The organism is Myroides sp. LJL116, assembly GCF_054871685.1.
Map to the genome: position 1 here is coordinate 188751 of NZ_JBTXLR010000004.1, position 15093 is coordinate 203843.

Annotated in this window: 11 protein-coding genes and 1 pseudogene; 9 read left to right on the plus strand and 3 right to left on the minus strand. The window is 33.0% G+C overall.

Annotated elements, in window-relative coordinates; genetic code table 11:
- Nucleotides 1–91 precede the first annotated feature (91 nt).
- Together ACYSNM_RS05465 and lpxK are read right to left on the minus strand one after the other, a co-directional pair.
- Nucleotides 92–904: a purine-nucleoside phosphorylase gene (locus ACYSNM_RS05465; RefSeq protein WP_461755961.1), complete on the minus strand. Its 813-nt coding sequence runs from the start codon at nucleotides 902–904 to the stop codon at nucleotides 92–94.
- Nucleotides 876–1901 (minus strand): tetraacyldisaccharide 4'-kinase, encoded by a 1026-nt coding sequence (gene lpxK, locus ACYSNM_RS05470; protein ID WP_461755962.1) that lies wholly within the window; start codon nucleotides 1899–1901, stop codon nucleotides 876–878. The genes ACYSNM_RS05465 and lpxK overlap by 29 nt, the downstream gene beginning before the upstream one ends.
- A 461-nt stretch (nucleotides 1902–2362) precedes the next feature.
- On the opposite strand from lpxK, the gene ACYSNM_RS05475 reads away from it, so the two are divergent.
- Genes ACYSNM_RS05475 through rluF form a run of 4 tightly spaced genes read left to right on the plus strand, consistent with a single transcriptional unit; the run spans nucleotide 2363 to nucleotide 6078 of the window.
- Complete coding sequence (locus tag ACYSNM_RS05475) at nucleotides 2363–3457, plus strand: Nif3-like dinuclear metal center hexameric protein (RefSeq protein ID WP_461755963.1); 1095 nt, start codon at nucleotides 2363–2365, stop codon at nucleotides 3455–3457.
- 1 nt (nucleotide 3458) lies between these two features.
- A complete protein-coding gene (locus ACYSNM_RS05480) occupies nucleotides 3459–4238 on the plus strand; it encodes a zinc ribbon domain-containing protein (protein ID WP_461755964.1) in 780 nt (259 codons plus the stop codon).
- A gap of 48 nt (nucleotides 4239–4286) precedes the next feature.
- Nucleotides 4287–5117, plus strand: a complete 831-nt coding sequence (locus ACYSNM_RS05485; RefSeq protein ID WP_461755965.1) for an alpha/beta fold hydrolase — start codon at nucleotides 4287–4289, stop codon at nucleotides 5115–5117.
- A gap of 37 nt (nucleotides 5118–5154) precedes the next feature.
- Nucleotides 5155–6078, plus strand: a complete 924-nt coding sequence (rluF, locus tag ACYSNM_RS05490) for a 23S rRNA pseudouridine(2604) synthase RluF (RefSeq protein WP_461755966.1) — start codon at nucleotides 5155–5157, stop codon at nucleotides 6076–6078.
- Nucleotides 6079–6175: 97 nt separating this feature from the next.
- On the opposite strand, the gene ACYSNM_RS05495 is transcribed toward rluF, so the two are convergent.
- Nucleotides 6176–10240, minus strand: a complete 4065-nt coding sequence (locus ACYSNM_RS05495) for a glycoside hydrolase family 2 TIM barrel-domain containing protein (RefSeq protein ID WP_461755967.1) — start codon at nucleotides 10238–10240, stop codon at nucleotides 6176–6178.
- Between the two features lie 335 nt (nucleotides 10241–10575).
- Between ACYSNM_RS05495 and ACYSNM_RS05500 the strand changes: the two genes are divergently transcribed.
- From ACYSNM_RS05500 to ACYSNM_RS05520, 5 genes and pseudogenes are all read left to right on the plus strand, one after another.
- Complete coding sequence (locus tag ACYSNM_RS05500) at nucleotides 10576–11466, plus strand: HAEPLYID family protein (RefSeq protein WP_461755968.1); 891 nt, start codon at nucleotides 10576–10578, stop codon at nucleotides 11464–11466.
- A 284-nt stretch (nucleotides 11467–11750) separates the two neighbouring features.
- Nucleotides 11751–12890, plus strand: coding sequence for a LuxR C-terminal-related transcriptional regulator (locus ACYSNM_RS05505; RefSeq protein ID WP_461755969.1), 1140 nt, complete (start codon nucleotides 11751–11753; stop codon nucleotides 12888–12890).
- 86 nt (nucleotides 12891–12976) lie between these two features.
- Nucleotides 12977–14107, plus strand: a complete 1131-nt coding sequence (locus tag ACYSNM_RS05510; RefSeq protein ID WP_461755970.1) for a tetratricopeptide repeat protein — start codon at nucleotides 12977–12979, stop codon at nucleotides 14105–14107.
- A 179-nt stretch (nucleotides 14108–14286) separates the two neighbouring features.
- Nucleotides 14287–14847: a hypothetical protein gene (locus ACYSNM_RS05515; protein WP_461755971.1), complete on the plus strand. Its 561-nt coding sequence runs from the start codon at nucleotides 14287–14289 to the stop codon at nucleotides 14845–14847.
- A gap of 50 nt (nucleotides 14848–14897) precedes the next feature.
- Nucleotides 14898–15029 (plus strand): annotated as a pseudogene (locus tag ACYSNM_RS05520) (arsenical-resistance protein); the annotation flags it as partial.
- Nucleotides 15030–15093 lie beyond the last annotated feature (64 nt).

The window sequence follows — 15093 nt, forward strand, 5'->3', positions numbered from 1 at the left end:
TATAAGGTATATAAAAAAGTGGCTATAGGAAATCATTTGATTTTCTATAGCCACTTTTGGTTTTATAACTAAGCTTTATAAACTTATTTGTTTAAATAGCAGATACTAATTCTGTAATTAATTTACGAGCAATTGGCTCTGCTGCCTGTACGGCTTTTAATACCTCTTCATGGTTTACATCTGCTATTCCTTCTTCGTCTCCCATATCAGAGATTACAGAAATACCAAATACATCCATAGACATATGTCTAGCAACAATTACCTCTGGTACAGTTGACATTCCTACACAGTCTGCACCAACGGCTTTCACCATTTTGTATTCTGCTAAAGTTTCAAAGGTAGGTCCTTGTAAACCGTAGTAAATACCTTGTTTCAAATCTATGTTTAACTCTGAGGCAATATCTTTGGCTTTATCAATTAAATAAGGAGTATACACTTGGTTCATGTTTACAAAACGAGGTCCAAAGCGCTCATCATTTGCTCCTCTTAAAGGATGTTCAGGGAAGGCGTTAATATGATCGGTAATAATCATAATATCTCCAATTTTGAAAGAAGGATTAACACCTCCTGAAGCATTAGAAACAATTAAAGTTTGTACTCCTAAAAACTTCATCACTCGAATTGGAAATACAGTTGTTTTAATATCATATCCTTCATAATAATGAAAGCGTCCTTGCATTGCAACTACTTTTTTATCTCCAATGGTTCCAAAGATTAAAGCTCCTTTATGTCCTTCAACAGTAGAAACTGGGAAATTTGGAATTTGTTCATATGGAATTTCATGCTCGATTTTAATATCAGCAGTTAAATTTCCTAATCCAGACCCTAGGACAATTCCTATTTCAGGTTGAAAATTTGTTCTTTCACTTAAATACTTAACCGTTTGTTGTACTTGTTCCCACATAGTTTAAAATGGATTTGTCAAAGTCTTGTTGCTGGGCAATAAAAGAACTTTGAATTGGTAAATAATACAATTGCTCACAGGGAATTAAATCCTTTAATCGGACATAATCCTTCTCTGTGGTGATAATCTTTTTATCTTTTGCTTGATGTAAAATTTGCTCAATGTCTTTTGGAGTAAAATTATGGTGATCGGCAAAACTCATACAAATAGTATTTTGATCTTTTAAGTGATCAAAGAAACTTTTGGGCTTTGCAATACCTGCAACCATAATAAAGTCTGATTTTTTAAATTCCTCCAGGGAAATTGAACCTCTTTTATTCTTTGCAATTTTACTAAATTCAATATACGTAAAAAAAGACAATTGTCCCGGAAGCAAGTTTAATTTTTTTCGGATATGTCTCTGATTCTCTTGACTTAAATCTTTTGGACATTTTGTTACCACAATAATATCTGCTCTTTTATATCCGTTTCTTACCTCCCTTAATTTACCACAGGGAAGAATATGATCGTCATAGAAAAAATCATTATACTGGGTAAGCATAATATATAACCCAGCCTTTAGGGCTAAATGTTGAAAAGCATCATCTAGTACAACTACTTGGGTAGAGGGTTGGAGTTTTAAAATATTTTGGATCCCTTCTACTCGCTTATTGTCTACTGCAACAAAGATATCTTTGAACTTTTGGTGGTATTGAAAAGGCTCATCGCCAATTTGCTCCATGGTGGTATGCTCATTGGCAAGTACAAAACCTTTACTTTTTCGTTTATACCCTCTAGATAGTGTAGCTACCTTATAATGGTCCTTCAAAAGTTGAATTAAATATTCCACCATAGGAGTCTTACCTGTACCTCCTACACTTAAGTTGCCCACCACAATAGTTGGAACCTTAAAGCTATGTCGTTTAAAAACACCTTTTTGATATAAGAAAGTACGCAAAGAAGTAATCAAAGCGTAAATAAGGGCAAATGGGAAAAGTAATTTTAATAAAAAAGACATAGAGTTAATATTTTTAAACTGTAATACATACTAAGGCTAAGCTATACTTAAAAGGGTTTGCTTATATATTTAAGCTACCCCGTCATGGATAAAGTAGACTGCTAAATCAAATGCAAATATAGAGTTGTTTTAGCGATTTTTTGATGTGTACTACTTAGTTTTCCCTACTTAAATTCCCTAATGCTTTAAGACTGACCACTTCTAAGATAAGGTTAAAGTAGATGTAAGAAAGTTCTAGTTTTGTTTTTAAACTAGGCTTATAAAGTAGATTATAAAAAAGTTTTTACTTATTTTAGTACATACAAATCCTATAATACAAAGCAATCAATCTAGATTTGAAAATAGGTTGTTTTTAAAACAAGTAGGCAAAAGAGCTAGTTTTGTAATTTTAAGGCTGCTTTATTTTTAGCTACCTTTGTAGGTGATTTGATTAACACAAATAAGATTTATATTTTTTTACCATGAAGATTCAAGAGTTTATTGGTGTCTTAGAAGAATTAGCGCCTTTAGGTTATGCAGAAGGTTTTGATAATGTAGGGCTTTTAGTAGGGGATTACGATCAAGAAATCACTTCTGTTTTAGTGGCGCATGATGCCTTAGAAACAGTGGTAGAGGAAGCTATAGAAAAGGGATGTAACCTTATTGTATGCTTTCACCCTATTTGGTTCTCTAGTATAAAGAAGCTAACTGGAAAGGATTATGTGCAAAGAGCACTAATAAAGGCTATAAAAAACGATATTGCTATCTATGCTATTCATACAGCCTTAGATAATCACCACCTTGGAGTAAATAAAGTTTTATGTGATGTTTTAGGGGTTAAAAACACTCGTATTTTATTACCTAAGCAAAATTATATCAAAAAATTAGTTACCTACGTTCCCTTAAAGGATATCGATAAAGTAAGACAGGCACTCTTTGATAAAGGTGCAGGTAATATAGATGGATATGAAAGTTGTAGTTTTACCTCTCAAGGTATGGGCAGCTTTTTACCTAAACAAGGAAGTAATCCAACAATAGGAACAGTAGGGGTACTACAGCAAGAACAAGAAGTTAAATTAGAGGTTGTTTTTGAAAAACATTTACAAAGCGCTATTTTAAAGGCTTTATTTACCACCCATAGTTATGAACAAGTAGCCTATGAGTTGTATACTTTAGAGAATTCTCTTCAAAATGTAGGAATGGGAATGATTGGAGAGTTAGACCAACCTGTAGATGAAATGGCTTTTTTAGAATTAGTCAAACAAGAATTAACCTGCGGTGGTATACGCTATAGCAAGCTTTTAAATAAGCCAATTAAAACAGTAGCTGTACTTGGCGGCTCGGGAAGTTTTGCAATAAAGGATGCCATTGGGCAAAATGCCGATATATTTATTACTGCAGATTTAAAATATCACGATTATTATCAGGCTGATAACCAGCTTGTTTTAGCGGATATAGGTCATTTTGAGAGTGAAAGGTTTACAAAAAATTATATAGTTGAATATCTTTCAAAAAAAATCACTACTTTTGCAGTTATTTTATCAACAGTAAATACGAATCCAGTTAACTACTTATAAGATGACAAAGAAAAAAGAATTAACCGTTGAAGAGAAATTAAGAGCTCTATATGATTTGCAATTAATTGACTCTAGAATTGACGAAATTAGAAATATGAGAGGAGAATTGCCTCTTGAAGTGGAAGATTTACAAGATGAAGTTGCTGGACTAAACAAACGCTTAGAAAAGTTAAACACTGATTTAAGTGGAATTGAAACAGGAATCAAAGAGAAAAAAGGTTCTATCGAAGAGTTCAAAGAAGCCATTAAGAAATATACTGAGCAACAAAATCAAGTAAAGAACAATAGAGAGTTTAATTCTTTAGAAAAAGAAATTGAATTCCAAAATCTTGAAATTGAACTAGCAGAAAAGCACATTAAAGAAATGAAAGCTAGCATTGAGTTCAAAAAAAGTAATATTTCTGAAACACAAACTCGTTTATCTGCTAGAGAAGAGCACTTATCACATAAACAAAAAGAGTTAAGTGATATTATGGCTGAGACAGAACGCGAAGAGAATTTGCTTTTGCAAAAATCAGAAGAGTTCAAATTAGACGTAGAAGAGCGTTTACTTGTAGCTTATAATAGAATTAGAAATGGTGTTAAAAATGGTTTAGCAGTTGTTTCTGTTGAGCGTGGTGCATCTGTAGGATCGTACTTTACTATCCCTCCACAAACACAAGTGGAAATTGCAGCACGTAAAAAAATCATTACCGATGAGCACAGTGGACGTATTTTAGTAGACAGTGCATTAGCGGAAGAAGAAAAAGAAAAAATCGATGCGATTATTGCAAGTATATAATAAATTAAAAAGCCTCTACTTAAAGAGGCTTTTTTTACTTTGTAACCTATGAAGAAGCTAATTGGTACTTTGTTAAATATATGCAGTGTATTTAATAGTAAGGCAAGTATAAAGATAGCTTATAGATTATTTTCAACTCCTTTAAAGGGACAATTGCAAGGGGAATTACCCGATTTTTTACAAAGGGCAACTTTGCAAAATATTACCTTTGATAAGCTATCCATCCAATGTTATATTTGGGATATCACAAAAAAGCCTATTCATACTATTGTCTTAATCCACGGTTGGCAAAGTAATTCTAGTAGGTGGGAAGCTTTGGTAAATTATTTGCCTAATAATTATAGAATTATTGCCATAGATGCTATGGGGCAAGGAAAAAGTGAAGGTAAAGAATTATCCGTATACCAGTATTCCCAATTAATTTCACAGGTTCTAACACAATACAATCCAAGTGCAGTAGTTTCTCATTCTTTGGGGTCTTTTGCTTTATTGGAGGCATTATCTAGCACTAGTAATCCAGCTTTGAAAAAAGTGGTAATTATGGGGTGTTTGGATAATTTTAAAGATATTGTGGATAATTATTATCAGATGATGGGCTATAGCATTAGTTTTCAAAAAGACTTTACTGCTTATTTAGAAAACATCATAGGTAGAAATATGTCTCAATATGCAGGCCATGTATTTGCACAGAGCATTACCCAAGATACCCTTATTATTCACGATAAGGAAGATGAAGTAATTCCCTTGGAATCTTGTAAAGCATTACATGAAACATTAGAGCAAAATAAGGCAAAGCTTATTTATACAAAAAACTTAGACCATTCTTTACAAGATCCTAAAGTATACCAAAGTATAAAGGAATTTATTGTAGTATCTTAAGAGAATCATTTTGGTTAACTAAAATAGTATTTTTACTATGGAAAACAAAGACAACGAAAAAACTAGATTGAACAAATACTTATCCGAAGTAGGATATTGTTCAAGAAGAGAAGCAGATCGCTTGATAGAACAAGGCCTAATCACTGTTAATGGGGAATTACCTGTTATGGGATTAAAGGTAAGTGAACAAGACCAGATTCATGTTAGAGGAGAGCTTATTCAAAATAGTGGAGAAGAACCTGTTTATTTAGCCTTTAATAAACCAAGAGGTATTGAATGTACCACTAACCAAAGTGTTAGAGATAATATTGTAGATTATATCAATTATCCAAAACGTATATTTCCAATTGGTCGATTAGACAAAGACAGTGAAGGATTGATTTTGATGACTAATGATGGGGATATAGTAAACAAGATTTTACGTCAGAAAAACAATCATGAAAAGGAATATATTGTAACGGTTAACCGCGCTATTACAGATCGTTTCTTAGAGGGAATGCGTGGGGGTGTTCCTATTTTAGATACCATTACTAAGCCTTGTCGTGTTGAGCCTATTAGTAAATTTGTATTTCGTTTATTCCTAACTCAAGGATTAAACCGTCAAATTAGAAGAATGTGTGAGTATTTTGACTATGATGTTATTGCTTTAAAGAGAATTAGAATTATCAATATTTCTTTAGATGTAAACGTAGGAGAATACAGAGATTTAACTAAGGCAGAATTAGAGGAATTAAATAAATTAATTGCTCCTAGTTTAAAAACCCAAGAAGCAAGTGTGGATCTGCAGGATTCCCAAGAAGATATGCCAGTTTCAAGAAGAAGTGTTACTAGTTCTAAAGCTGTTGGTAGAATCGGTAGAGACGGTAAGATGAATTTCGAACGTGAGAAAAAGTCTAGCCAAACTAAAGCTACACCACTTCGCAATGAGCGTTTAACTACGCGTAGAAGAAGAGAACAATAAGATACTTATCAAAGTATTTTAAGTGAGGAAATAAAAAAAACAGGACTGTAAAAATACAGTCCTGTTTTTTTATATAACTATTTTAAAAATAGTTGTTCTATTGCTGATCTGGTGCGCTAGTTAATACACTAAATTCAGCTCCTGAACCATAGTCTTGTCCGTTTTGAGAACTAAGAGCTGTAAAGCGAATATATTTGGCTTTTTTAGCGGAGTCAAAAAACACTTTTTGTAATTTTTTACTGTTTTCAAACTCTGACTTTATAATTGGTTGGGACCAATTGTCTAAATCATCACTTAGTTGAATTTGATAAGCTTTCACATCACCTGTTACTCCTTCTTGACGAGGTAAATAAGTAAAACCAGTGATTGGTTTATCTTCTAAGATTTCAAATACAATCCAGTGTGGAAATTGAGCAACTGTTACCGAATACATAGAATGCCAAATCGTCGATGGGTCATTGTCTAGTAAATTGATAGGATCTCCATAACCTTGTTCTACACTTGAACTAGCCACTACCTCTAGAGCAATATGGTCGATAGCTGGGAATTCAGCCGTATTGACAATTTTTTTGTTGTCTTTATACCACGTCTTTACCTTTGCTTTATTCTTTAGCTCAAACTCTTTGGTATACAAAAATGGTTTAGCATCATCGATTTGAACCATCATAGGGGCGTAGGAGGCATTAAATAAATTTACCATCCCTTTGTTGTCCCTTTGTATTAAAATTGGACTAGCTCCTTTTAAATCCACTTTAGTTTTACTTTGTTGGTCATTGTGGTAAACAGGACGAATCATAAAACCAAATAATTGTGCATCAGCCTTTACTCTGTGCCAAGCCAGTGGTGGACCTTGTCCACAACTATTGCCTCCTAATCCAGTAGAGGAATGTAATAGATGTACATGAGTTAGGTGGCTTTTTGGAAGCTCATAACTATGGGCAGCTAAGGTAAGTTCTAATTCACTGAACTCTAAAGCAGAAGCGCTAAAGCCATCTTTACTTATAAAGACAATACCATCTCCATTGTCATTCGTTAAGGAAGACCATCTAACTTGTTCTCTATTACCAGTAGATTGTGGCTTTGCCCAAGGTACATATAAGTCTTTTACCTTACTGTTATATAGTCCAATATTGGCAGCACTTTGTCTGTCAACATAGTTGTTAAAAGGACCTTTTCCATAGTAGGTATAGTTATCTAACAAAGGCGATACCCCAAGAGAGAAACCAAGATGAGGTAAAGGTAGATTAGCATTATTGGAATGCATACTACTTTGTAATTCTATAGAGCCATCTGGGTAAATGGTGTAGATGTAGCTACTATTGAAATGGAAATCTTCTTGGGTGAATTTCTGGTCTTCTAGGTCTTTTATTTTGTATTTTCCAGAAGAACCACCTGTGATTTCACTTGGAAAATCTGCTTGGGAAATTACTTGGAATATTAATACAATTTCTCCTTTATCTGTGTTATAGTGCTCGCTAGAAACTACCTTGTGTTTTAATTGATGTAATCCATTGCTGAACCACTGTTTATAGGCCCAGTTGTCATTGTCCATTGGAGCTCTAAAGGCATCTAATACAGGACCATTTCCAGGGGCTATTACTTGATTTTTACCATAATCTAAGGAGTAGATACTTCCTGTTTTTTGGTCAAAACTTACCTTAAATAGGTTGTTTTGTATCGTAGTGAAATTCCCCTGTTGCTGTAAATGTAGTTTGTTTGCTTTGTCTGTTGCTATTGCAATAGGCGCTTTGTTAGCTTGTTTTAATGCAAGTTGTTCTTGCATTTGAACAAATCCTTTTTTTGCCCAAAAACTATCGTTTTTAGTAATAAACTCAATATCAACAAAGTACTCACTTTGATTTTCTAAAGTTTTATTATCAATAGGTAACTGTAAGACTGTACGTTGTCTTGGGCCTAAGTTTTCCATAGAACCTTTAAAGTTATATCCCGAGTCAATAGCTACTCCATCTTTTATAAGTAGCCACTTTAGACGGTAATCATCTAGGGTTGTAAAGTAGTTTTTATTGAAAATTTCAATTTCCCCCTTTTCCATATTCACTGGGGTAACACCTACATTTTGATACACTTTCTTTACTTCGTAATATTGAGGTTTTGGAGTTAAATCCCCAAATAGTAAACCATTCATAACAAACATTCCGTCATTTGGAGTATCTCCAAAATCTCCTCCATAGGCTAAGTATTTTTCATTGGTATCTTTGTCATAACTATAAATGGACTGATCTACCCAATCCCAAATAGCTCCTCCAATAAAGAAGTTAGTAGATTCTATAGCATTCCAATAATCAATAAGATTTCCGGCTGCATTACCCATCGAGTGAGCATATTCAGAGATATGGAAAGGGTATTTAATAGGGTAATCTCCTTTAACTGCCTCTTGTACCCATGCAATAGAAGGGTATTGGTTAGAACCAATATCTACAATTGAATTGTTTCTTTCGTATTGTACAGGACGAGAAGTATCTAATTGTTTAATTGCTTTATAAGCCTGTACGAAGTTATCTCCAGGACCAGCCTCATTACCAAGTGACCAAATTACAATACTTGGGTGGTTAATGGTTGCTTGTACCATTTCAATATTTCGTGCCACATGTGCATCTTCCCATTCTTTAGGGTGAGATAGAGAAGCTTTTCCATAGTAGTATTGATGGCTTTCTATATTGGCTTCATCCTCTAGGTAGATACCATACTTATCACATAGATAATACCAATATGGATCATCTGGATAATGTGCATTTCTTACGTGATTGATATTGGCTTGTTTTAAAAGTACAATCTCTTTCTCCATTTGCTCTTTACTTAACACGTGACCTGTGTTAGGGTTTGTCTCATGGCGGTTAACTCCTTTTAATTTTACTGGTTTTCCATTGATGTAAAAATAGTTTCCTGCCAAATTGAATTCATCCTCACTAGCTGGAGTTTGTTTTAATTCAATCTTTCTAAAACCAGTATAAGTAGAAACTATTTCTACCACTTTATTGTTTTTGTCTACTAAAGAAGTCACTAATGTATAGCGGTATGGGGTCTCTGCATTCCAAAGTTTAGGATGCATTACCTCAATGTCTTCTTGGGCGTAATAGGTAGTATTTGGTGCAATACTAGGCAAGTCAGTAGTTTTTTCTACATTCTTTACCACTGTACTATTATCGCTATATAGCTCATTTAAGTATAGGTCATACTTTAATTTAAAACCTTTTTTAGCTTTTTTATCCAAGTTCTGTATCTCGGAGCTCACCTTTAAACTTCCATTGGTGTAATTTTGGTCTAAATCTGGTACAGCTACTAGATTTCTGATTTGTAATTTTGGTTTTGCTACCAAAGAAACTTCTCTGAAAATTCCTGGTAAACGAAACATATCTTGGGCTTCTAAAAAGGAAGCATCTGAGTTTCTATATACCTCTACACTAACAGTGTTGGCTTTATCGGTATGTAGGTAATCGGTGATATTAAAGCTTGCTTGATTTCGGGAGTTTTTAGAAAATCCAACATAATGCCCATTGATCCATAGGTAAAAAAAGGAATCTACTCCATCGAATTGTATATACACCTCCTTAGCCTGCCAATTAGAAGGAATGCTAAACTCTCTTTTATAAGAGCCCACCTCATTTCTGTCTTGGTAAGTAGTCCAATGCTCTGGAGGAGTACGCATTACTCCGCCTTTATAGTCATCTACTTGAACACTATGCTGAAAGATAACTGGTTGGTTGACATAAATAGGTTTTCCATACTTTAGTTTACCAAAGTCTTGTATACCTGCCACGTTCCAGTTCATAGGTACCTGAACAACATCCCAAATGGAGGTGTCAAAATCATCCTTATAAAAGTCTACGGGCCTTTTATCGGGGTGATTTACCCAATTAAATTGCCAACTACCATTAAGGCTTAAATAGTTGTCAGAATACTCTTTGTGTACTTTTAATGCTTGATTTAAATTATCAAAAGAGAATTGGTAGGCCTTTGGGAGTTCTTTGTTTAAAGCAATTTCCTGCGGTGATTCCCATGTTTTTTTAACTTCTCTTGGATGTTTTTCATAGGCATAGCCTGGCACTTTTTCTACAAAAGGCAATTGTTGAGCAAAACTTATTTTACCAAAGCTTAGTAAGCTTAAAAGTAGTAGTAGTTTTGTGTTAAACGTACTATTCATTGTTAAGGTTGGTTTTAGTGTAAAGCAAAAATAGAATTATATACATTAAAACAAAATCTATTGCCTTTTTAAAAAGTGTTTTTTCTTAAAATTAACCAAATATTTATTTGTGTTAATTGGATAAAAACATCCTTTTGTTCGCTTGTTTTTTTCTACCTTTATAGGAGTAAAGGTTTATTACAGGTTTAGAGGGTTATTTACCACTGTTTTTTTTACCCTAGTAAATAACTTTTTTTCTATTGTTATAGCATAAAGTGTTTTATGTAAGAAAAATGGTGTTTTGTGCTAATATGTGTTGTTTTAAATGATTTAATTTGCTTTTAAAAATTAAAACTATGGGTTTTTTTAGAAAAATAGTAAAAGTGTTTTTAGTTATTACACTTTTTATCAGTGGTGCCGCCATGGCACAAGGTTTATCTGGAAAAGAGCTTCCAGATGAGAATAACTCCTTAGAAGAGTTACAGCAAGAACCATTAGTAAAAGACCAAGAAAAACCACTTCCTCCTAAGGTTTTACACGCAGAGCCATTGTTTTTCGATTTAATGCGTGATTTAGGTGCCCATAAAGGAGAAAAAGAGTGGAATGCTGGTTTTGGTGTAGCCGATCATAGAAATTACAACGAATATTTTGGTTTTATTGAGTATGAATTTGCTATTGCAAATAGATTAGGTTTAGAGGTAGAGATTCCTTTTTCTTTTAATAAAGAAACTGGTATTGGTAATGCAAGTATTCCCAATAACCGTATAGAGGGGATTAAATTAGCCTCTCAATATACTTTTTATGTAAACGAGAGAACCCAAACTTCTTTAGCCGTGGCATATATCCACGAGTTTGAGATGAATTATTTCAAAAAGCTAGATGGGAATGGACCATTTTTTACAGGAATGAGAATGAATCCTGTTTTGATCGCTGCCCAGAATTTTGGAAATTTTAATACGATGATTTTTGGAGGACCGGTAATTGAGAATCACTTTTCTGATGGTAGAACAAAGGTTTTAGGAACCATAAACTATAGTGCATTTTATGTACTACCTGGTACTAGAAACTTCATTGGTTTAGAGAATAACTTAGATTTTGATAAGGAAAAATTTCATTATATGTTGCGTCCGCAAATAAAAGTAGCTTTATTACATAACCTAGCAGTAGGTTTTGTAACAGGTATTCCTATATCGGCAAATGAAGACGTGAAAATGGACTTTATGACTCGTATTATTTGGGAGCCATAAAATAAGTTAGTATTAATTCTTAATAAAACAGCCAAGATGATTCATTTTGGCTGTTTTTTGTTTGTAAAACAATGTATTTTATATGTAAAATGAGGTTGTAATAAGTAGTAAGGTTTAAAATTTGCAAACTATGTATTTTTTTGTGTTAATGTATAAAGAAAATATTAACAAAATTTATACTTTTGTACTGTTATATTTCCCTACATATGTTACGCTTATTTTCCCCTCTCTTTTGTATGCTCTTCTTTGTCTTTGGTTGTGTTATAACTCTAAGGGCACAAAGCGTGGATAAGGAAAGTCTTTTTGAACAGATTCACACATTAAATACCGATGGGCAATACGAAGATTCTATTATAATCTTAGAAGAAATAATTTCTTCTCCTACTAGTGATTACTATGATAAGTATTTAAGCTATTACCTTAAGTACTTAACCTATAAGAGGCTTTATAGCTATGATAAGGCTGCACTTAATCTTGACCTTGCTCTTGAAAATGGCCTTAAAAGCCCACAGTATGCTCAAGAGATTGCATCTCAAATAAAGTTTGAGAAAGTTTTTGTTGCCTTTGATCTACTACAATTTCATACCGTAAGAGAGCTTATTAGCCATATTCAAGATAAGGATTTTGCTTTTATTCCCGATTATACCCATGCTATGTACCTCTCTGTTGTTGGTACCCTTTATAGTAAAGAAGGGGATAACCAAAAGGCAATTGATTATTTAGATCAAGGAATTGAAATTCTTGAAAAAGGGACTCAGGTAGATTTACCGTTACTTTATAGGAAGAAAATCGATCTTTATCGTCAGATGGGATTATACGACAAGGCCATTGAAAGCTTTGAAAAGGGGATGTATTATGCTAAAAAGTATAATATGGATATGTATATAGCCAATCTTTATATGGATATTACCTACTACTACAATCAAATCCAAGATTTTGAAAAAGCAGCAATTGCCCAGCAAATCACCAATGAGTTAACCTATAAATACGATGAGAAAGGTGCTTTAGGTAGGCTAAATGTTTTAGAAAGTAGTTTACAAAAGAAAATGTATGAACAAAAGTCTAAACAAAACCAATATATTCTTCTTGGTCTTAGTGGTGTTTTTATTCTTTTAGTAATGGTTAGTATACTAATCTATTTTAAAAATAAAAAGTCTAAACGTGTAGCTTTAGAAGTCTTAGAAAAGAATCAAATTTTAGGGGAAAACTTATCTTTGTTAAAGACCTATGTTAGTGGGCGTTCCTTTACAAAGGAACAGATGAGTTTATTGAATCCCAGACAAATGGAAATTGTGCAATTAGTCAAAAAGGGAAAATCCAACAAAGAAATTGCTGAACTATTGTTTGTCACCGAGAATACGATAAAATATCACTTAAAAAATATTTATAGGATATTAGATATTTCCACAAGAGAAGAACTTTAATTTGTAGTATGAAAAAGTATAGATCTATGCGTAAGCTGTATTTTTTTTTATGTTTATTATGCGTTAGTGTATGTTTTTCCAAAGATATGGATTTTGATATTTTATCTACTAAAATTCAGGAAAACAACAAAAATGGAGAGTATAAACAGTCCATATTATCCTTATACGAAATCATCTATAGCCCTAAAGCTACCTATAGGGATAAGAGTAATGCTTATTTTTTAAAAGCTAAGATGTTACGTCAATTGGGGATATATCCTGAGGCTATTGCCAATATGGAATTAGCTTATGAAAAAGCAGTTAAAACCAAAGAAACCCAGAATTTAGATAAAGTATTTCTCTTTGAAATAGCCATGATACATTGCGAACAAGCTAAGTATGACAAAGCAGTAGAACTATTTAACCAAGTAGATGCTAATGCTAGTAATTTGCCTGTGGACAGTAGAGCTAATGCTATTTGGTTGTATTTAAAGGGAATTGTGGCTAGTGAATCTAACGAGCATGAAAAGGCTATAGAGTATTTAAACCAGGCTATCGGAATTTTTGAAAAAGCCGAGCCTATGTACTTAGTAGTGGCTTATAAAGAATTATTGCGCAATTATATTGCATTGGGGCAAAGTGAGCAAATACTGAAGACATACGATAAGACCATAGAGCTAGCTACTTTTTATCATTGGAAAAGTGAAATATTACAGACCCATCGTATTATGGCTGTTTACTATACAGATATAGGAGAATATGAAAAAAGTTCAGCCCTTAGTAAGGTAGTGTTAACTAAAGCTACTGCGTTTAATACGGTAAATATTAGCAGTAATTTAAACCTATTAGAAAAGCAGTTACTACAAGCCCAAGCCCAAGTTCAGCGGACAAAGGAGATTCGTTTATTAGTCTTTGCCTTAGTGGCTCTTATAGGAATAGTTATAATGGTTTATTTTTTACTTAAAGGTAAAAGGAAAAATACAGCCAATAAAAATTACTTAGTAGAAAAGAATATAGCCTTAAAAACTACACTAGATCAATTAAAACAAAAAAATATACAAGATAGTATTACTCCTACTAAGCTTAGTGTGCGTCAAAAATCGATAATAGATTTAGTGAAAAAAGGCAAAACAAATAAAGAGATAGCTCAGAAATTAAATATCTCCGAAAATACCGTTAAGTATCATCTAAAGACCATTTATGGAATATTGGGGATTAAAAACCGAAGGGAGATATAAGTACTTTTGGGTATTGAATTTTATAGGTTAACAATGTGAAATAGTCTTGGAATGGCTAGGATTTAGCCTTTATATTGTTAAAAATAGTTATAATTGAGATACATCTACGTTAATTAAGGTTGAATTTTTGGGTATAGACACAATAAGTAGTAGTTTGAAACAAATAAAATTTCAATGCTATGAAAAAATATGTATTTATTATTGCTCTTTTTGCCGGCCTTAGCGCAATGGCTCAGAGTAAAGATTACCAAGAGAATCCAGTAGAAATAGATGAATTAGTAGAAAAAAGTGCCTACTATGGATTGAGCGATCAGCAAAGAGAGAAATTAATCCAGAGAAAACGAAGCATAGGAAGAGAATATGCAGCTATTGGAAAGGATAGAAGTTTATCCGGTTACGAAAAAGGAGTTAGAAAAAGGGAATTATCTATACAAATAGACAAAGATATTCGCTTAATATTAGGGGATACCCAATATAATAATTGGAGGGGAAAATCTAAAGGCTACCACAAAGATTACTATGAAGATCGTCGCGATTACTATGAAGATCGTAAGGATCGTTATAAAGATAGAATTGAGGATGAGATTGATCGTTTAGAGGATCAGTATGAAAGAGATATTGATCGTATTGAAAGAAAATACAAATACGACAAATCTGCTATGAAAAGAGAAAAAGAAGTTCGAAAAGCTATTTATAAAAGAGATAAAGAAGCTCTAAAGAGAATGAAAAAGAGATACTAAAATTCAAATGAATTTCATTAAAAACAAAGAAAACCACCTTATATCAGGTGGTTTTTTTATTTGGAATTCATTCTCCTCAGGCATTTGTGGGAGTTATTGGTCCTTTAGTGGAGGTTCCAGTACTAATTTTATTGGTAAGAGTTAGCCTTTGGTTAAAAACTAAATACGCAGTTAAGAAGTAGAATTTTTAAGCTAATCTATTCATAACAATAGTTTTATTGCTTATTTTAGTAGCATTAAAATGCT